The sequence below is a fragment of the Vallitalea sediminicola genome, assembly GCF_054408565.1.
In genome coordinates this window covers 46,000-66,992 of the sequence record NZ_BTPT01000039.1, presented here as the reverse complement: position 1 = coordinate 66,992, position 20,993 = coordinate 46,000, and the positions used below count along the sequence as shown (strand labels likewise).

Genomic DNA, 20,993 nt, shown 5'->3' with positions numbered 1-20,993 from the left:
AATAAATAATGAATTTACTAATAGAAAGAAGGGACGATGATGAATTTACCATTAATTACTGCTCATGCTGGATGTATGAATACACAACCGAACACCATTAGTTCTATACTAAAAGGAATAGAAACAGGTGCAGATATTATTGAAGTTGATGTAAGAGCAACTAAAGATGGTGTAGCAATATTAACGCCTGATTCACTTGTGAATCCTTCTGAATTAAAATCGAAAAAAGTTGAAGAATTGACATTTGAAGAATTAAGAATTTTTGAGGAAACAAAAAATATTGTAACTCTAGAAGAGGTTTTAGATTTAATCTTAAAATATGATAAAGTACTTAATTTAGATATGAAGTCATCATACTGTATTGAACCAATGACAAAAATAGTTATACAAAAAAATATGACAAATCATGTAATCCTTTCAGGATGTGATAAAGAAAAAGCTTTTTATATGCATAAGAATTACCCTGGATTCCGCGTTTTATTAAATGTAGAAGATGAGAATTTTAATTCGAAAAACTATAATTATCAATCTATTATTAAAGAAATATGTCATGATGCAATTGATACATCCTGTTGTGGTATTAATATTGAATACAAACATTGCAATAAAGAATTAATTGATTATGCTCATTCAAGGTTCTTACCAATATCAATATGGACTCTAGATGATATAAGTGATATGAATAAATATTTTAAATTAGGTGTATATTCAATAACTACAAACAAGGTGAAAAAAATGATGGAATTAAAAAAGAATATACTTATGAAAAGGAGGGCTGGAAATGCTTAATAATAGCGTCGTTGCAGATTGGAATTTTAATAAGAAATTTGTTGGAACGGGGTCATTAGATGGCTGCGATTTAACTCTAATGGATGCCAGTAGTAATCAAAATAATATTAAGTTGATTACAATTGGAGATGAGAATGATTCTAGGCTCAAAAATATTTTGAAATGGAGTGACGATAATCAAAGTTTAGTATTTAATAATAGAGAGAAAAAGGGTATTGGCAAATATTTTAAAACAGTGAGAAATGCACCAATTAATACATTAACATTTGATAGAGGGTATACTATTGAAGTTATTCTAGAATTACCAAAGGATATTTATGATCCTTGGATGGGGATTTTAACAAGAGAAGGAGCAGCTCTTAATATTGGTAAACTTAATGGTGAAAAGGAAATTTTAACTACATTAAGTTATAATGATATGTTCCAGTGGGCTAGTCATCCTTTGAATTTGGATTATGATACTACCAATTGGTCTATTTGCTATAATAATAATTTTAGAAATGGGTTTCATTATATAACTATTGTAAATGATGGTAGTCACACAAAACTATATTTGAATGGCATATCAGATATAAGAAATCCAAAAGAAGAAGTAAAAGGGATAGATCTGGTAGATGGAAAAGGATGGTTAATAGGAGCAGGACAATGGAATAACTCTTTAAGTGGTTTGTTTTCAGGAAAATTAAAAAGGATAAGAATTTCAGATAAAGCATTAGAAAGGAAAAAATGGTTAATTCCAGATCCTATACCTACTTTTAAATTAAAAGGTTGTAATGTTGAAAAAAAATTACTGAGTAAACAAGATAATTATAATTTTGTATTTATTCCAGACACACAATATATGGGACAAATAGCTCCAGAGATGGTTACTTGTATTACAGAATGGATTGCAGAGAATCAGAAAGAATTAAATATTAAAGGTGTACTTCATCTTGGTGATATAACAGAAGAATCTATAGAAAAAGAATATATTAATGCTGATAGTGCTTTTGAATTACTAGATAAAGTGAATTGTCCTTATTTTGTGACGCCAGGTAATCATGATCTTAATGATGGTGGAATGAATTTTTATAGATATTTTGGGAAAAATCGATATATTGGAAAAGATTATTTTAAAGAAGCTAATAGTGAAGGAAATAGTTTCTGTGGTGTTATTAAAGCTGGAAGTTACGAATACATGATAATTTCTTTGAATTATAAAGATATAGAGCAAGATATAAAATGGGCTGAAAATATTCTTGAATCAAATGAAAATAAGCCTACCATAATATTTACTCATGATGCATATAACTCTGATAATGGTGTGCTTTATAGGACTCTTAATGGACAATATATATGGGATAATTTTGTTAGTAAACACAACCAAATATTTATGGTAGTAGCGGGGCATCATTTTGCAGTAGATCACTCAATAGCTAAGAATAATAATGATAATGATGTTTTAGAACTACTTATTGATTATCAAAGTTATCCATCAGGTGGAAATAGTTGGATACAATTAGCCCAATTCTACGAAGAGGATGGATTTATAAGTTTTAAAACATATTCACCTTGGGTAAAAAGATTAGAAGAAGATAATAAAACTTATTTTGATTTGCTTCACCTGGATTCAGAAAAAGATGAATTTATAATTCCTTTTAATTTCAAGGAAAGATTTGATTTCTATGATTTCGGATTAAACAATGAGGACAAGTAATGAGAACAACTGTTAATAATAGTATTTTTAAATAGATGAATAGGCATATAACAGACTTGAGGAATTATATGAATATCGTTATAAAAAACAATTGAAAGAATGAGGTGAAATTAAATGGAAAGAAAAGTAGATATAGTTACTATTACTAATATGATTTATCCAAAAGATTCAAAAACAAATATAACTCATAATGTTAAGATTGATAATGACTTTGATTCGTTAACAATTGAATTTTGTTATTCTCCTAAAAAATTGCTAGATATGGAAAAGGCAAAAATATATGTTGAGGAAGGACTTGATATATTTGTTCCTCAAGAATATAGAGATGATTATAAAAATGATTATGGTAGATGGGAAGATTATACACCGCTTTTGAATTTAGTAACACTATCACTTGATGATGAATCTGATGAATATAGAGGATGTGCTCATAGACATAGCAATAATCAGATACATATTATAAGTAATGAGTTTGCTTCACCAGGTTTTATTAAAGGTGAAATAATTAAGGGGATATGGAAATTTGTTATTAATGTTCATGCAGTTGTTACTGAACAATGTGAATACCAGATAAAAGTAACAGGGAGGTGTAAATGATGAAATGGTTTGCAAGTGAATTACATACACATACGTTACATAGTGATGGTAATTTTACAGTGAAGGAACTTTGTGAAACTGCAAAAAGTTATGGGTTAAGTTGTATAGCAATGACTGATCATAATACAATGTCAGGTTTAGCAGAAGTTGACATTGATCTTCAAGAAAAGACTGTTAGTGTAATTAGAGGTATTGAATGGACCACTTATTATGGTCATATGTGCGTTCTAGGAGCAGAAAAATATGTTGATTGGCGTGATGCAACTCCATATAATATTGATGAAAAAATAACAGATATAAAAAAATATAAAGGTGTTGTTGGGGTAGCTCATCCCTTCGTCATTGGAAGTCCTATGTGTACAGGTTGTCATTGGAGTTTTGAAGTACATAAATGGGAAAATGTAGATTATATTGAAATATGGTCGGAACAATTTCCTGCTATAAGAACGCTTAATCATAGATCTAGAAAAATGTGGATGAATCTTTTAGATAATGGTTATAGGATTGCCGCCACATATGGCAAAGATTGGCACGGAAAACAAGTTGAAAATGTACCAAGTGCAGTTACATATCTGGGAGTAAATGATGATATTATTACAGGTGAGAATGCACTGGTTGCATTAAGAGAAGGTAGGACATATGTAACAATGGGGCCTACAATAGATACATATATAAAACAAAGCAATAAGGTGTATAGTATTGGTGATCAACTTTCAAATGGTAAATCGGAAATTATTGTGGAAGTTGGAATTGATTTAAGAAAAGATATGTGGGAAAGATTTAATCTTATCCCTGAAACAGTATCGATTATTAGTAATAATAGTAAAGTTATTGACGAGAAAGAAATAAATAATATAAATGATGAGCTGGTATTTGATGTTAATCTTAGTGACGGATGGTTGATTGTTCAGGTTAATGGAAAAGCGATGAATAAAGAATGTGTATTGGCATTTACAAGTCCTTTTTATATCGCATAGTAGATTATTAAGATAAAGTGGAGGTAATAAAATGTTGAAAGTTAATAGTAATCGACTTGTTATGCAGTCTGCACAAGGTAATATACAGAATCCTCATACATGTAATCCTTATTATATTACTTCAGATGGGAATGCGGTAACATTACCAGCTATGGGTGGAATTACTTATAATGTAAAGATTGGAGATTCGGTTTTTGGATGGGCTGGTGATCATGTAGAACCAGGAGTAACTATAAAAAATGATAATGATGATGCAAATAATGGTATGAGTAATCTTTCGTGTATTGGAAATGAAGCAATAGTTGTAACTGGAGATGCAAAGGGAACTAAAGGTTATGTTACAGGTACTCATGGTGGAGTAGAACATACAATTATTCATTTTGAAGACAATCTAGATAAAATGATTATTGGAGATACTATACTAGTTAAAACATGTGGAATGGGTATGCAGTTAGAAGATTATCCGGATATAAAAGTGATGAATATTGATCCGAACCTTTTTATAAAATTAAATATTAAAGAAGAAGATGGTAAGTTAGTTGTACCAATATCAGGTATTGTACCGGCATACCTTATGGGTTCAGGAATAGGATCTGCTAGTTGTAGTAGAGGTGACTATGATATAATGACCACCGATATGGAAGAAATTAAACAAAATGGTTTAGATAAATTAAAGTTTGGAGATTTTGTACTCTTAGAGGATTGTGATAATTCTTATGGTAGAGCTTATTTGAAAGGTGCTGTAAGCATAGGTGTGGTAATTCATGGTGATTGTGTAAGGATGGGCCATGGACCAGGAGTGACTACAGTGATGACGTGTAAAAAGAACTTGATTAAAGGAATCTTAACTGACAATGCAAATATTTTAACATATATGAAATAAATTAAGAGTTATACGAGGAGATACAAGTATGAATAAAAAATTACATTTTAATAATGATGGAACATTCAAAATAGTACAATTCACTGATGTACACTGGCAAAACGGAAAACCTGAGGATTTAAGAACAAGTGAACTTATGGAAATGATAATTCGAGAAGAAAAACCAGATTTTGTTATATTTACAGGAGATACAGTTTATGGTGATGAAAACAATAAATATTTGGATAAAGCTTTAGAACCAGTTAATAATGCTGGTATACCATGGGCTACTGTTTTTGGCAATCATGATTCAGAATGGGGTGCGGGGAAGAAAGAACTTTTGGAAATTCAGAAGAAGAGCACTCATTGCTTAACTGAAGCTGGTGATTCTAATATTAGTGGATTAGGTAATTATTATTTAACCATTCGTGAGAAAGAGAATGATAAACCAGCATGGATTATGTATTTCTTAGATTCAGGATGTTTAAATGCAAATAAAAAAGTAGAAGGTTATGATTTTATAAAAAGAGATCAGATCAATTGGTATGTTAAGCAGTCAATATCACTACGTAATGATTTTGGACAATTACCTGCATTATGCTTTTTTCATATTCCTTTACCAGAATATAATGATGTATGGGATTTTAATAAGTGTTATGGAGAAAAAAATGAAAATATATGCTGTCCAAATCAAAACTCGGGTTTCTTTTCAGCAATGGTTGAAATGGGTGATGTAAAAGGGGTATTTGTAGGACATGATCATATTAATGATTATCATGGTGAGTTAAATGGAATACAACTTTGCTATGGGCGTGCAACTGGATATAATACATATACTAAGGATGGTTTTTCACATGGAGCTAGAATAATTCTTGTAAAAAAAAATAAAAAAGATTTTAAAAGCTGGTTAAGACTTGATGATGGAACCATAGTTCGGAATCAACCTCTACATAAGCCAGAAGGTAGGATATATAAAAATGATTAAAGAAATTACATCTTCAATTTCGGATAGTATAAACCAAATAAAAGCGATTTATAAAAATGATGAGAAAATAATAAAGATGTATGAAAATGGTATTAAAAATACTTTTTTATCTACATTACAACCACAAGAAAATGGTGAAACATTTGTTATTACTGGAGATATACCTGCAATGTGGCTAAGAGATTCCGCGGCACAAGTTAGACCACTGTTATTATTTGCAAAAAATGATACAGTTATTTTCAATTTAATTGCTGGTGTAATAAAATTACAAATGAAGCAAATTCAAATTGATCCTTATGCAAATGCCTTTAATAATGGAGCGATAGGAAAAGGACATCAAACTGATCAAACTGATATGAAGCCAGAAATATGGGAGAGAAAGTATGAAATAGATTCTTTATGCTATCCAATACAACTTTCATATTTGTTTTGGAAAACTACAGATTCAACAGAGCATTTTAATGAGGCATTTATAAGTACTTGTCTTTTAATTATTGATACATTTGGTGTTGAACAAAATCATATGGAGAATTCTTCATATATATTTGAGCGTATAGAAGAGGACCCTGATAGATTAGAATATGAAACATTAAGTAACAACGGAATGGGAAATCCTGTGTCATATACAGGAATGACTTGGTCGGGTTTTCGTCCTAGTGATGATGCATGCAAATATGGTTATTTAATTCCATCAAATATGTTTGCGGTTGTCATATTAAGATACATAGAGGAAATAGCAACTAATGTTTTAAAAGATAAAGAACTTGCTAATCAAGCAATAAAATTAGCAGATAAAATTGATGAAGGAATTAAGAAAAACGCAATTATTAAACACCCTAAATATGGTGAAATATATGCTTATGAAGTTGATGGAAATGGAAATTATCTCTTAATGGATGATGCAAATGTACCAAGCTTGTTATCAATACCATATTTGGGTTATGTAGATTTTGATGATCCTATTTACTTAAATACTAGAAAATTTTTATTGAGCAAAGATAATCCATTCTATTATGAAGGAAAAGTAGCAAGAGGTATAGGAAGTCCGCATACACCAAGTAATTATATTTGGCATATTGCTCTTGCAATACAAGGAATGACTACTCTTCATGAAGAGGAACAGAAAAAAATATGTGAATTATTTACAATTACAGACGCAGGTACAGATTTGATGCATGAAGGATTTGATGTTAATAATCCTTGTAACTTTAGTAGACCGTGGTTTAGTTGGGCTAATTCTATGTATGCAGAATTTATTCTTTCAATCAATGATATAGTTGTGAAAGGGTCACCTCTAGATAATAAAAAAAATAATAGAAGACGTTAAAATAGTTTAAGTGATAGTAGTAACTAATGTTATAGATATTTATATATAAGCTTTATTTTTTAAAAAGGAGATATTTATTAATGAAAAGAATTGCAATTGATATGGACGAAGTTATGGCAGATACTCTTTCTATGCATTTGGAGCTTATTAACAGAGATTTTAAGGATAATATTATAATTTCAGAAATACAAGGGAAAAGCATATTAGATGTGCATCCTCACTTAAAGGATAAGATATATACTAACTTAAAGGATCCATCATTCTTTAGAAATATAAAAGTTATGGAACATAGTCAGAAAGTAATAAGAGAACTAAGTCAGTATTATGAGATATTTATTGCTTCTGCAGCTATGGAAGTGCCTGCTTCTTTTACAGCAAAGTATGAATGGTTAAAGGAGCATTTTAGTTTTTTGTCAGATAATAATTTTGTTTTTTGTGGTGACAAAAGTGTTATTAATGCTGATTATCTTATTGATGATAACGTAAAACAATTTAAAAGATTCTCTGGTAAAGGGATTTTATATACATCTTCCCGTAATATTTACGAAACTGGATACATAAGGGTAAATAATTGGTTAGAGGTTAGAGAGTATTTTATGAAATAATTTGGAGAAAGATTTAGCAAAAGGATAAAAAGACAGGAGTGATAAGAAGTGAAATTAGTAGTTCTAGGCGGAGGTGGAGTTCGCTCTCCATTTTTAGCAAAATCAGTAGTAACAAAAGCAAAAGAATTAGGTATTAATAAAGTAGTTTTTATGGACAATGAGTCAGAAAAATTAAGGATATATGGTGGAATGGCAAAGCATATATCTAATTATATTGATGATACCATAGAATTTCAATTAACTACAGATGCAATAGAAGCAGTTAAAGATGCGAGTTTTATTATTACAACACTTCGTGTAGGTCAAGACAAAGGTCGTGTTAGTGATGAAAGAATAGCACTAAAATATAATGTATTAGGTCAAGAAACAACAGGAGCTGGTGGATTTGCAATGTCACTTCGTTCAATACCAGCACTTATGGAATACTGTGAATTAATTAAGCAATATGCTAAGAAAGATGCCTATGTATTTAATTTTACCAATCCATCAGGATTAGTTACACAAGCCCTTAGATCGGCAGGATATGATAATGTATATGGTATATGTGATGGACCTAGTGAATTTATAAAAGAATTACAAGAACTATTGGAAGTATCACAAGATGAATTTTCAGTAGAATGCTTTGGACTTAATCACTTATCATGGTTTAGAAAAATAATGGCAAAAGGTGTAGATAAGACAGAAGAAGTAATAAATAATAAAGAAACATATATAAAAACAGAAGAACATTTATTTGATGAAGAATTAGTGAAAATGCAAGAAATGCTTTTAAATGGATATCTCTACTTTTACTATCACAGAGAAAAAGCGTTTGACTGTATACAAAAATCACGTAAAACAAGAGGCGAAACAATATTAGATATTAATACAAGAATGAATGAAAAACTCTTTAACATAGATGTGGATCAAGAATTTGACAAAGCTTTCAAAATATTTTTAGAGCACTACTATGAGAGAGAAAATAGCTATATGGCAATTGAATCTGGGAATGTACGTGCTAAGCAGATTGATGTACCTCCAGTAAGCGAATTTATTAACCAAGAAGATGATGGAGGCTACGCAGGAGTAGCGCTTAATTATATAAAAGCTATTCAAACAGGAAAAGAAGTAGAAATGGTTCTTTCAGTTCCAAATAATGGCTCTATTGAAGGATTAGAAGATGATGATATTATAGAGATAACATGTAAAATCGATAAAGACGGGGCTAAACCTGTAAAAATAGGTAAAGTTCCAGAATTACAAATGAATTTAATCAGACAAGTAAAATTATTTGAAAGAACAACAGTGGAAGCTATAAGAGAAAAAAGTATAGAAAAAGCTATTAAAGCATTAATGGTTCATCCACTAGTTAATTCATATTCTCTTGCAAAAGCATTAGTGCATGAATATTTAGATGAATACAAAGAGTTTGTAGGCGAATGGAGGTAATAAATATGTCCTTTGTGGCTACTATTACGCCTTTATTTTTAGATATGATTTTTTCAGATATGCCAAGAATGCCACAATATGGTGAAGAAGTATTTGCAGATAAATTTGATATCCAACTAGGTGGAGGATCCATGGTTCCAGCCATCTTGTTAAGTAGATTTCAGGTTGATTCAAGACTAGGAACATTTCTGGCTAATGATATAACTAGTAGTCTTTCAAGAAGTCTGTTAGAAAAAACAGGAATAACGTATAAAAATCTATATAAAGGTGATAAAAGTCCTGTTGTAGTAACCAGTGTATCAACTTTTCCACAAGATAGATGTTTTACATGTCATAATCCAAGATTACATGAAAAGTATTTAACACCTAAAGAAGTATATGAATTTTATAAAGGTGCAAAAATATGTTTTGTTTTTGAAGGATATGATGACGTATTTAAAAGGTTAAAAGAAGAAGGAACAATAATTATATATGATTTAGGTTGGGATGATAACTTAAATGTGAAGAATATTGCACATATATTAGACTATACAGATGTATTTACGCCTAATGATAAAGAAGCAATGAAAATGACAGGTACTGATAATGTAGAAGATGCATTAGAAGTTTTAGCTGAGTATGTAGCTTTTCCAATTGTGAAAATTGGAGGAAATGGTTGTATGACATTAAGAAACGAAGAGATTATACATGTACCAATGCCAATGGAGTTTAATGCAATTGATACAACTGGAGCAGGCGATAACTTTTTGGCTGGTATTATGTATGGGTTATACAATGAATGGAACGTAGTAAAATGCATGCAAATGGGTAATGTATTAGGAGGCTATTCAACTACAACTATTGGTTGTTATGGAGCTAATATTACATACGAAGAAGCTATGGAAATAATGCGAAAATATTAATAGGTTAAAATGAATAGAATAAGCTCAACTGTGAATGTTCTATAAAAAATGCTCCTTATTAATAACAGAGTCATTTCTCTGTTGTATAAGGAACATTTTTTATTTGCTGGGCATTATTCTATATTCATTAACTTTCAATGATAATTATATAACTAATATATTATCTACAGCATTATATTTTGGTAATAGCTTATTGGTAATGATTTTAGTTGGTTTGGATATATCACCAATCCTATAAGGTGCAACCTTATTAAATTTATCACTATCAGCAAGTAATAACCAGCTTTGAGATTTATTTATTATGGAAGTATAGATATTCTTACTAACTTCTGTGGATACTGAAATACCATAGTCTAAGTCTATACCTGAACAACTTGTAATACCTTTGTTTATATTATAAAATGATAAATATTCATTTATCTTATTACTAGCGGTAAATGAATGTTTTTCATGGAATACAACCTCTCCACCTACTAAAATCAATGTTTTACATCTATCTTTAAGATGTTTGATAGCTTCAATATTATTGGTTATTATTGATATGTTATCGTTGATATTAATATATTTTGAGAGGTAGGTACAAGTTAATCCAGAACCTAAAAAAATAGTATCACCTGGTTGAATGAATTTATATACATACTCAGCAAGTTTTTCATTTTTGTTAGTTGAAGCTAATGTAGAAAATTGTGTATCCGATATAGGCATATTTTTAGTGGAATCGGCTAAAACAGCTCCTCCATGTGTTTTGATAATTAATCCTTTTTTCTGTAATAGATTTAAATCTTTTCTAATTGTAACATCACTAACGTTAAAAATTTTTGCTAAGGCTTGAACTTGGACAATTTTATCTTTTTTCAATAAATCTAAAATAGCATCTAATCTTTGTATAGCAAACATAATAACTCCTTCTTTTCTATGACGAATATATAAAAAATTACATTTTGATTTAATGATTATAACATAAATGACCATTTTTTTCAAAAGAATATTTTATTTTTATTAACATTTGATTATATTTTGATTACAAACAAAAGAAAACATAAACAAACATAAGAACATTAGTTAATTGATTTAATGCTATAAAAATAATATTAAAACTATCGATTAGATACAAAATATATTATTTTAAAAAAGAATTAATGATACTATTATATGATTAATATTTAACCCATTTAGAACCATTATCAGCTGATTCTACACATTTTTCAATCAAACGAACTCCTTCAATTCCTGCTTCAATATCAGGAAACCATAGGTTATCTATTATTTCTGTATTACCCTTATCCATAGCATCCATGGCTAAAGCAAAACGATGATAAATGTTAGCCCAAGATTCAAATAATCCTTCAGCGTGTCCACAACCGATTCTGTTAGCTCCAACACCAGGGTCATCATTGTAATTATAACCATGTCCTCTATCTAGGAGACGTTTAGGTTCTCCTTGTATCTCGTATACTAATTGATTAGGATGCTCATCCCACCACTCAATAGATGCTTTTGAGCCTACAATTCTAATTTTTTGTTCATGAATTGCACCTGCATTAACACAACTAGCCCACAGATTACCTACAGCACCATTATCAAAATGCATTAGAACAAAAGCATTGTCTTCTAATGGAGCACGACTTTTTACAAAGCTCTGTCTTGTGCACATTAACTCATCTATTTTCAGATTTGGAACCATGACTTCAGCTAGATAATAAGCATGAGTACCAACATCACCAAGTACATAAGTAGGACCTGCAACTTCAGGACTAACTCTCCATTTGGTTCCTGGATCATTTTTTTCCACTTCTTCTGAATGCCATCCATGAGCAAATTGCATATTAATTATTCTGATTTCACCAAGGTCTCCATTTTCAATCATTTTACGTGCTTGATGGACCATCTCATGTCCTGTATAACCATAAGTTACACCTATAACTTTATTTTCTCTTTTCGCTATAGCTTTTAATTCTTCGGCTTCAGCTACTGTAAAAGTTAAAGGTTTCTCACATATTACATGTAATCCTGCTTCTAATGCAGCTTTTGCCATTTCATAATGAAACTTGTTTGGAGTAGCTATCGAAACAGCTTGAATACCATCTTCTCGTTTTGATTCTTCTGCAATCATTATTTTATAATCTGAATAACAACGATTGGTATCTACTCCTATGTTTTTACCAAAATCTACACAACGTTCTGGATTGATGTCAAAAGCGCCTGCTACTAATTGAAATAAATTATCACGGGCTGCAGAAGTTCGGTGAATATATCCAATTTGACTGCCTCGGCCTCCACCAATCATTGCCCATCTTATAGGCTGTTCGAATCTTAGTTCTTCATTAAACATTGAATTTACCTCCCAATCAATATTTTAATCTAATAACCTAAGTTGCTTAGATATTCTCTGCTTTTTTTAATGTCATTTAGACTACCATCAGCATCTAATGGATCACGCTCTTGTTCAATGGTAATCCAACCTTTATAGCTTATTTCATTTAATTTGCCTTTTATTGATTTATAATCAATAACTCCTTGACCAATAGGGCACATAACTTTCTCTTTACATGCTTCAAAGAAACCGATTTTTCTACCTATTACATCTTCATAAATGATTTGATCAATATCTTTGAAGTGTACATAATCCAGTCTGTCTGCATATTTTCCTAACCATTCAATAGGATTCATACATGCATAATGCAGATGACCAGTATCTAAACATAATCCAGCTATATCAGATGAAATATCATTAAGAAGATTAATTGTTTCATCTTCATATTCAATATAGCCTCCAGCATGAGGGTGGATTACTGAACGTATCCCGTATTGTTCAGAAGCAATTCGTGATATTTCATAGATATGCTTCATCATGAGCTTCCAATCTTTGGTAGATAACCTAGGAGCTTTATCAGGATGCCCTGCATATGGACTTCTTGTTTTATTAACTTCGTCAATTATAACTAGGTAAGGTGTTTTGTAATGCTGACCTCTAATAGTAGAGGACTTAGGCAACTCTGATATCAGTTTACAGGTAATATGTGTTTTGTTTACTATGTTTTCATAATTATCAGGTGAAACTAAATTATCATATAGAGTTCCTGCAACAATTTCTAAGTTTCTTTTGGTTAATTCTTCATATAGTATTTTAGCGTCTTGTGGTAAATAACCAAAGGGACCTAGTTCTATGCCTTTATAACCTGAAACTGAAGCTTCATCCAGTACTTTTTGCCAAGGGGGATTATTAGGATTATTAGCATCTTCAACTCCCCAGCAACATGGAGCGCTTGCTATTTTGAAACTCATATTTGTCCTCCTTTGAGTAATTATTTATTTGGCCAAATTAATGCATCTGGTTCTCCTGCCCATTTATGTTCGTCTTTAAAAATTGGAGCTAGATATGGATTCCCTTCTAAATGACGAATTGTCCAAATGAAATACATTCCATATCCAGGAGCTGCAACTTGAGGGTGGTCCAAGTTAGGATGGATAAGAACAGTATCATTTTGTTCTAGTAATACTCCTTCATCTTCTAATTTTAATAAGCCAAATCCATTAGAAGGATAGAACTTATAGAAGTATATTTCAGGTTGAGGATGGTAATGTGATGGGAAACCAGCCCATTTTCCAGGATAATGCATATCTTCACCAATCATTAAATTGGAATCAGGATTAATTGTATGGTCTATTATTGTACGTACTATACGAGTAGCAGTTTCGTTCATAGCACCTTCGCCGCGAATCTCAATCCTAATATCATCTTTAGTATATATTCTACAATAATCAAGTTTATCATTTTCAGTTTTGAAAATTGCTATTTCTGTATCTTCATTCAAACATTCAATTTCTATTTTCGTATTATTGCATACTTGTACCAGAATTGGATCATAATCATAAAAATTTTCTCTTTCAATGATTTCTTCTTTACCTTGAAAAGAAACTTTGATTTTACCGTAGATAAGAAGGTAAGCTCTTTCTAAAGGTTCTGAATTATTATATTGCTGACCTAGGTCCATCTTCAACATTTCAAAATCCATCAAAAACTCTTTGTAAGGTCCTTTTGAGTCAACAATTGTAGTTGTGCCAGGTTTAAAATCCTGTTGTTGTTTAATTTTCATTTTATTTCCTCCTAATTAAAGACCAGTTTTTTCGTTAATAAACTTACGAGCCTTTATAGCATATTCTAATGGATCAGCTATTCCAGGATCTTGTTCTGCTTCTATAACAATCCATCCTTCATAATTACTATCTGATAGTACCTTGAAAACACCATCCCAATCAACTAAATCCCCGTCGCCTGGAACGGTATATATACCAGCTTTTACAGCTTGTAAAAAGCTTAATTTTTCATCTTTAACTTTTTGTAATATATCACTGCGTACATCCTTGAAATGAATATGTTTTACTCTATCAATATATTTTTTTAGCAATTCTACAGCATTCTCACCAGCAAATGTAGCGTGACCAGTATCAAAAAGTGCATGTACCAGGTCAGGATCAGTCATATCCATTAATCTATCAAATTCTTCTAAAGATTGAATTCCAGTTCCCATGTGATAGTGATATGCAATACTCATACCTTTTTCTTTTGCTAATTCACCCATTTTATTTAGACCATTAGCAATTTTTTCAAATTGTTCATCAGTCAGTATTGGAGCTGCATCAAACATAGGAGCGTCCATATCACCTTGAATACTAACACCTACTTCAGCAACACCAATTACTTTTGCACCAAGGCTGTGTAGAAAATCTCTATGCTCTACAAATGCTTTTAATGTTTCTTCCTCAGGTTTAGTAGTGAAGAAGCAGCTAAACCAAGCATTACATATTTGCATACCTCTTATTTCTAATGCTTTTTTTAATGTAGGTAGATCCTTTGGATATTTATTACCGATTTCACTACCTGTAAATCCTGCGAGTGCCATTTCACTTAGGCATTGTTGGTAAGTCAATTCGCCTCCTAATTCAGGCATATCATCATTAGTCCAGTTAATAGGAGCGCATCCTAGTTTGATATTGTGATTAGATAAATTCATTTTACATTCTCCTTTTTGTTATTTTTAGTTTTGTATTTTAGTATGGTAAACATTTTGTGCTTACGATATTATTCACATTTTGTGCTGCTTCAACGACTCTTTGATCTTTTGCAACTTGTGCAGTTCCAACTCGCCAAAAATGTTCAAATCCACCAGTCATTGTACCTGGTAATACTTTGATATCTATTAAAGTAGAAACAATCTGTTTCTTAGAGTCTTCAATAGCTTCTATTAGTTCTTCCATTGTGTTAACTCTATAAGTCTTAGCTCCATATCCCTCGGCAATTTTTGCAAAGTCGATAGGAACATATTCTCCAAGCAAAGCATTACCATTTCTTGCTCTGAATTCAGTTCCAAAAGTATCTATACCTTGTGATCTTTGAAGGTTATGGATACATTGATGTCCATTATTATCTAATAAGAGTACATTAATCTTAACACCTTCTTGTATACTGGTATATAGGTCTGAATGACCCATTAAAAATCCACCATCACCAACAAAACAGTAACTTTCAACATCTGGATTTGCGAGTTTTGCTCCTAATGAACCACTAACTTCATATCCCATACATGAGAAGCCATATTCTAGGTGATATGTATCAGGCTTTGTTGGACACCAAATTCTTTCGAGGTCAGATGGAATACTTCCTGAAGCTGATACAATAATTGCATCTTCATCAATTGTTTTATTAATAGTTGATAGAACAGCAGTTTGACATAATCCATTTTCGTTGGTTGCATTAGCCATTTTATCCAGTTCTATTTGCCAGTCCTTTTTTGCATCACTTATTTCTGTTGTATACTCTGATTTATAATTGTTCTCTTTTAGAGTTTTAGTTAATTTCTCTAAGGCTTTTTTAGCATCAGCTACTATAGAAGTAGCATTCATTTTATATGCATCAAAGTCATTTATATTTATTGTCAATATATCCAATTCTGGATTTTGATATGCAAATTTTGATGAGGTAACGAAATCATTAAGTCTTGTTCCTACAGCAATAATTAAGTCAGCTTGTTTTGCTAAACGATTACTTGCTAAGGTACCACAAACACCGCCACCGCCCATGTTGAATTCATGAGTCCAAGGTATTATACCTTTTCCAGCTTGAGTTTCACCAAAAGGAATATTGAAACTTTTGCAAAAATCAAGTAATTGCTGTTCTGCAAAGCTGTATCGAACGCCGCCGCCACATATTACCATTGGTTTTTTCTTGGACTTAATAAGATTGATTGCTGAACTTAAATCATATTCATCAATATCAATTCTTCTTATACGATGTACTCTTTTCCTAAAGAAAGATTCTGGAAAATCATAAGATTCGCCTTGTACATCTTGAGGTAAACAAAGTGTAACAGCCCCTGTTTCGGCAGGATTGGTTAATACACGCATTGCTTGAATTGCAGATGTCATAAGTTGTTCTGGACGTTGTATTCTATCCCAATATTTACTAACAGCTTTAAATGAGTCATTGGCTGAAATCGAATAATCATATGATTGTTCTACTTGTTGCAATACAGGATCTGGTTGGCGATCTGAATAACTATCAGAAGGTAGTAAAAGTACAGGAATTCTATTAACTGTTGCAGTTCCTGCCGCTGTTACCATATTAAGTGAACCAGGTCCAATAGATGCTGTACATGCAAAAATTTGAGTCCTGCGTTTTTGTTTTGCATATGCTACAGCTACATGAGTAATTTCTTGTTCGTTTTTACCTGCATAATAAATCATTTCATCTTTGTACTCGTCAAGAGCTTGACCAAGTCCAACAACATTACCGTGACCAAATATTCCCATAACACCTTTAACAAATTTAATTTCTGTTCCATCCACTTCAATATATTGATTGTTCAAGAATTTCAATAATGCTTGAGCGGTTGTAAGTCTGATGGTAGACTCCATAAATAATTCCTCCTTATTTAGTAGTAAAATATATTACTTAGTTATGTTTGAGTTTTATTTACTTTTGATTACTTTTAAATAGTACATCGTATAGTACATATTTGTCAATAATAATTTTAAAAAAAACATATTTTTGTATAATATGACAAAACATATTGACAAACGAAAATAAATGAAATATAATGTAATCAAACAGAACACGATAGATGCGCATATATTTGTTCTTTTTTTATTAGGATATGTTAGTAATTATATTATTAGGTTTTTATCATTAAATTATTTTAAATGAATTTTAAGATTTTATGATATTAACAAATAATTTAATGAAGTAAGCAGAAAATATAATTATATGAAAAAAATATGGATTAACTAAATTAGGAGGATTTATTTATGAAAAAACTTTTATCACTAGTACTAATTATTAGTTTGATGTCGATTTGGGTTGTTGGATGTGGTGGAAAAGATAATGTGGATGAAGGTAACAATGCAAAAGATAATGTTAATACTAATGATACTGTAAAAAAATATAAGATTGGTGTTGCAGGTTCTAGTTTTGCAGACAAATGGCAAACTTATTTATATGATGCAATTAAAGAAGAAGCAGACTCATTGGATGAAGTAGAAGCAATTTTTACTGATGCTAAAGATGATAGTTCAATACAAATTGCAAATATGGAAAATCTAATAGCTCAAAAAGTTGATGCAATAATTGTTGTTATGGTAGATACAGAAGGAGCCAAACCATATGTAAAAATGTGTGAAGAAGCAGGAATACCTCTTATTGGAGTTAATCGTACTTTTGAAGGAGCAGATGTATATGTAGGTTCTGAATCTATTCAAGCTGGATTGATGCAAATGGAGCATGTTGTAAAATTACTAGGTGAAAAAGGAAATATTTGTGTACTTGAAGGAGCACCTGGATATGAAGCAGCTGTACAAAGAACTGCAGGTAATATAGAAATAGCTGATAAATATGAAGAAATAAATATTATTCGCCAAGATACAGGAAAATGGGATAGAGCAAAAGGAATGGAAGTTGCAGAAAACTGGTTACAATCTGGCGAAGAAATCAATGCAATAGTAGCTAATAATGACGAGATGGCAATAGGTGCAATACGTGCTCTGGAAGCTGTTGGTAATACTGATATTGTTGTAGCTGGTATTGATGCTACACTTGATGCATTGGAGTATGTAAAAGATGGAACTCTGGATATTACAATATTCCAAAGTCCTTTCGGTCAAGGGTCAGAATCATTGAAGGCTGCACTTAAAATGGCTAAAGGTGAAACAGTAGAGGAAGTGGTTTGGGTACCATTTGAAATAGTAAATAAAGAAAATGTTGATGAATATATTGCTAAGTGGGAATAGGGAATAGGGATTACTAAAAATATACCGGAGCGAAAGCTCTGGTATTAAATGAAGGAGAATGTACATGAGTTCTGATATTATATTAAAAATGAAAAATATTACTAAAACATTCCCTGGTGTTAAGGCTTTAGATAATGTCAGTTTAGAGGTTAAAAAAGGAACTGTTCATGGACTAATGGGTGAAAATGGTGCTGGTAAATCAACTCTTATGAATATTCTTATTGGTATCTTACAACAAGATACTGGAGAAATAGAATTCAAAGGTGAGAAGCTAAATATAAAAACTACTGCAGATGCTTTGAATGCAGGGATATCAATGATTCATCAAGAATTAAGTCCTATACCAGATATGACAGTTGCAGAAAATCTATTTTTGGGAAGAGAACCTTCAAAATGGGGAATGGTAAACGAAAAAAAATTATATAAGAAAACAAAAGAGTTGCTTAACGAACTGGGAATAACAATTGATCCACATAAAAAAATGAGAAACCTAAGTACAGCTTATATACAATTAGTAGAAATCGCTAAAGCAATTTCCTATAATTCTGATTTGATTATTATGGATGAACCTACGTCAGCTATTACAGAGAGAGAAGTCCTACAACTATTTAACATGATTAAAAAGCTAACAGCAAAAGGCGTAGCAGTAATATATATAACTCATAAAATGGACGAAGTTTTTCAAATAACAGATGAATGTACTGTTTTTAGGGATGGGCAATATATTGGAACAGGATTATCATCAGAGTTAACAAGCGGACAGCTTATATCTATGATGGTTGGTAGGGAAGTAAATCAGATTTTTCCTAAAATAGAAGTTGAAAAATTTGGAGAAGTATTATTAGAAGTTAAGAACCTATGTCATGAAGAATATTTTCAAGATATCAGTTTCAATGTAAGAGCTGGAGAAATTCTAGGTTTTGCAGGACTTATGGGTGCTGGAAGATCAGAAGTTATGGAAACGGTTTTTGGTATTAACAAATCAGTTTCAGGGGAAATATATGTCAATGGTAAGAAAGTTAAAATAAAATCACCAAAAGATGCTATTAAACATGGTATTGGATTATTAACAGAAGATAGAAAGAGAACTGGGTTATTTCTACCTCTTTCAGTTTCTGATAACACCATTATGTCAGACTTAAATACTTATGCCAACAATATTGGAATCGTTAATGAAAAGAAGGTTAACTCTGCATGTCTTATGCAAAAAGATAATTTGAAGATAAAAACCCCAAGTATAGCTCAAACAATTAATAATCTTAGTGGTGGTAATCAGCAAAAGGTATTAATTGCTAGATGGCTTTTGATGAACCCAGATATTCTTATAATTGATGAACCAACGAGGGGAATTGATGTAGGTGCAAAATCTGAAATTCATAAACTGATGTCACAATTGGCTAAACAAGGCAAAGCAATAATTATGATATCTTCTGAATTACCAGAAGTATTAGGTATGAGTGACAGAATAATTGTAATGCATGAAGGCAGGATCACAGGAGAATTGGCAAGAGATGAAGCTAATCAAGAAGAAATTATGAAATATGCCACTAAATAATTATAGGAGGAAACATAATGGGTAAGATAGGCTTTTTAAAGACAAAAGAAGGTAGAAGAGAGATATTTAATAGATATGGCATGGTTATTATTCTATTTTTGATGGTAATTGTAATGACCCTAATTAAACCTGTATTTATTAATACTTCAAATATTATTAATATTTTTAAACAAGTTGCAGTAATCGGAACAATTGCATATGGTGTTACCTTAATCATCATCACTGGTGGAATTGACTTATCATCTGGTTCGGTAGTTGCATTGGTTGGGGTAGTAGTAGCTAGTTTCTCTGCTCCTGGAGATAATATTATCATTGCAATCATCATTGGATTATTAGTAGGAGCATTGTGTGGAGCTATTAACGGTATTGTATTGTCTTACACAGGAATCCCACCGTTCATTGCAACACTCGGAATGATGACTATAGCACGTGGAGCCGCTTTATTATATACAAATGGTCGTCCAATAAGTAATATTGATGAAAGTTTATTGGTTCTAGGTACTGGAAAAATAGGGCCAGTTCCAATCGCCGTTATCATTTTCTTATTAGCTGGATTATTGACTCATATCATTCTTAGAAAAAGTACTTTCGGTAAATCAATCTATGCTATTGGTGGAAATGAACAAGCAGCAATTGTTTGTGGTTTGAATGTAAAGAAAATCAAAATTCTTATTTATACTTTTGCAGGATTAATGTCAGCTGTTGGTGGTATCGTTTTAACTGCAAGAGTAAGTTCAGGTAATCCAACTGCTGGATTATCATATGAATTAGATGCCATAGCATCTGCAGTAATCGGGGGAACAAGCTTATCAGGTGGTGTAGGTTACATATCCGGAACTATAATTGGTGCATTGATAATCGGTGTACTCAATAATGGTCTGACACTTATAGGAGTTTCTCCTTATTGGCAGCAAGTTGTAAAAGGATTAATTATTGTAGGAGCAGTAATTCTTGATGCATATAAAAATAAAAGATAGAACTTTCTGG

The 20,993-nt window shown here is 31.3% G+C and carries 19 protein-coding genes; 13 read left to right on the top strand and 6 right to left on the bottom strand.

The window, feature by feature from the left end; translation table 11 throughout:
- Positions 1 to 39 precede the first annotated feature (39 nt).
- The 10 genes from ACX6CF_RS17120 to ACX6CF_RS17075 all read left to right on the top strand — a co-directional run bounded on the left by ACX6CF_RS17120 (position 40) and on the right by ACX6CF_RS17075 (position 10,168).
- Positions 40 to 789: a glycerophosphodiester phosphodiesterase gene (locus ACX6CF_RS17120; protein WP_458786575.1), complete on the top strand. Its 750-nt coding sequence runs from the start codon at positions 40 to 42 to the stop codon at positions 787 to 789.
- Entirely contained in the window at positions 782 to 2,485 is a 1,704-nt protein-coding gene (locus ACX6CF_RS17115) for a metallophosphoesterase (RefSeq protein WP_458786574.1), read from the top strand. Before ACX6CF_RS17120 ends, ACX6CF_RS17115 begins: the two co-directional genes overlap by 8 nt.
- Before the next feature lie 114 nt (positions 2,486 to 2,599).
- Positions 2,600 to 3,082 (top strand): hypothetical protein, encoded by a 483-nt coding sequence (locus tag ACX6CF_RS17110; protein WP_458786573.1) that lies wholly within the window; start codon positions 2,600 to 2,602, stop codon positions 3,080 to 3,082.
- Positions 3,079 to 4,059: a CehA/McbA family metallohydrolase gene (locus ACX6CF_RS17105; protein ID WP_458786572.1), complete on the top strand. Its 981-nt coding sequence runs from the start codon at positions 3,079 to 3,081 to the stop codon at positions 4,057 to 4,059. Before ACX6CF_RS17110 ends, ACX6CF_RS17105 begins: the two co-directional genes overlap by 4 nt.
- 31 nt (positions 4,060 to 4,090) lie before the next feature.
- Positions 4,091 to 4,942 carry a DUF4438 domain-containing protein gene (locus ACX6CF_RS17100; protein ID WP_458786571.1) on the top strand — a complete coding sequence of 284 codons (852 nt, stop codon included), beginning with the start codon at positions 4,091 to 4,093 and terminating at the stop codon, positions 4,940 to 4,942.
- Between the two features lie 28 nt (positions 4,943 to 4,970).
- The gene (locus tag ACX6CF_RS17095; protein WP_458786570.1) at positions 4,971 to 5,906 is read left to right on the top strand and encodes a metallophosphoesterase family protein; all 936 of its coding nucleotides are present in this window, start codon (positions 4,971 to 4,973) and stop codon (positions 5,904 to 5,906) included.
- Complete coding sequence (locus tag ACX6CF_RS17090) at positions 5,899 to 7,233, top strand: glycoside hydrolase family 125 protein (protein WP_458786569.1); 1,335 nt, start codon at positions 5,899 to 5,901, stop codon at positions 7,231 to 7,233. The genes ACX6CF_RS17095 and ACX6CF_RS17090 overlap by 8 nt, the downstream gene beginning before the upstream one ends.
- Positions 7,234 to 7,313: 80 nt before the next feature.
- The gene (locus ACX6CF_RS17085; protein WP_458786568.1) at positions 7,314 to 7,838 is read left to right on the top strand and encodes a 5' nucleotidase, NT5C type; all 525 of its coding nucleotides are present in this window, start codon (positions 7,314 to 7,316) and stop codon (positions 7,836 to 7,838) included.
- Between the two features lie 48 nt (positions 7,839 to 7,886).
- Complete coding sequence (locus ACX6CF_RS17080) at positions 7,887 to 9,266, top strand: family 4 glycosyl hydrolase (protein ID WP_458786567.1); 1,380 nt, start codon at positions 7,887 to 7,889, stop codon at positions 9,264 to 9,266.
- A 5-nt stretch (positions 9,267 to 9,271) separates the two neighbouring features.
- On the top strand, positions 9,272 to 10,168 hold the full coding sequence (locus ACX6CF_RS17075; RefSeq protein ID WP_458786566.1) for a carbohydrate kinase family protein: 897 nt from the start codon (positions 9,272 to 9,274) through the stop codon (positions 10,166 to 10,168).
- Between the two features lie 144 nt (positions 10,169 to 10,312).
- On the opposite strand, the gene ACX6CF_RS17070 is transcribed toward ACX6CF_RS17075, so the two are convergent.
- The 6 genes from ACX6CF_RS17070 to iolD all read right to left on the bottom strand — a co-directional run bounded on the left by ACX6CF_RS17070 (position 10,313) and on the right by iolD (position 17,083).
- The gene (locus ACX6CF_RS17070; protein ID WP_458786565.1) at positions 10,313 to 11,065 is read right to left on the bottom strand and encodes a DeoR/GlpR family DNA-binding transcription regulator; all 753 of its coding nucleotides are present in this window, start codon (positions 11,063 to 11,065) and stop codon (positions 10,313 to 10,315) included.
- A 259-nt stretch (positions 11,066 to 11,324) separates the two neighbouring features.
- Positions 11,325 to 12,500 (bottom strand): Gfo/Idh/MocA family protein, encoded by a 1,176-nt coding sequence (locus ACX6CF_RS17065; protein ID WP_458786564.1) that lies wholly within the window; start codon positions 12,498 to 12,500, stop codon positions 11,325 to 11,327.
- Positions 12,501 to 12,529: 29 nt separating this feature from the next.
- Positions 12,530 to 13,453, bottom strand: coding sequence for a sugar phosphate isomerase/epimerase family protein (locus ACX6CF_RS17060; protein ID WP_458786563.1), 924 nt, complete (start codon positions 13,451 to 13,453; stop codon positions 12,530 to 12,532).
- A 20-nt stretch (positions 13,454 to 13,473) separates the two neighbouring features.
- A complete protein-coding gene (locus ACX6CF_RS17055; RefSeq protein WP_458786562.1) occupies positions 13,474 to 14,265 on the bottom strand; it encodes a 5-deoxy-glucuronate isomerase in 792 nt (263 codons plus the stop codon).
- Positions 14,266 to 14,280: 15 nt separating this feature from the next.
- Positions 14,281 to 15,183, bottom strand: coding sequence for a myo-inosose-2 dehydratase (iolE, locus tag ACX6CF_RS17050; protein WP_458786561.1), 903 nt, complete (start codon positions 15,181 to 15,183; stop codon positions 14,281 to 14,283).
- A gap of 37 nt (positions 15,184 to 15,220) precedes the next feature.
- Positions 15,221 to 17,083, bottom strand: a complete 1,863-nt coding sequence (gene iolD, locus ACX6CF_RS17045) for a 3D-(3,5/4)-trihydroxycyclohexane-1,2-dione acylhydrolase (decyclizing) (protein ID WP_458786560.1) — start codon at positions 17,081 to 17,083, stop codon at positions 15,221 to 15,223.
- 390 nt (positions 17,084 to 17,473) lie between these two features.
- Here iolD and ACX6CF_RS17040 point away from each other — a divergent pair, with 390 nt between their 5' ends.
- From ACX6CF_RS17040 to ACX6CF_RS17030, 3 genes are all read left to right on the top strand, one after another.
- Entirely contained in the window at positions 17,474 to 18,451 is a 978-nt protein-coding gene (locus ACX6CF_RS17040; protein ID WP_458786559.1) for a sugar ABC transporter substrate-binding protein, read from the top strand.
- Positions 18,452 to 18,515: 64 nt separating this feature from the next.
- Positions 18,516 to 20,006, top strand: a complete 1,491-nt coding sequence (locus ACX6CF_RS17035) for a sugar ABC transporter ATP-binding protein (RefSeq protein WP_458786558.1) — start codon at positions 18,516 to 18,518, stop codon at positions 20,004 to 20,006.
- Between the two features lie 17 nt (positions 20,007 to 20,023).
- Positions 20,024 to 20,983: an ABC transporter permease gene (locus tag ACX6CF_RS17030; protein WP_458786557.1), complete on the top strand. Its 960-nt coding sequence runs from the start codon at positions 20,024 to 20,026 to the stop codon at positions 20,981 to 20,983.
- Positions 20,984 to 20,993: the final 10 nt, after the last annotated feature.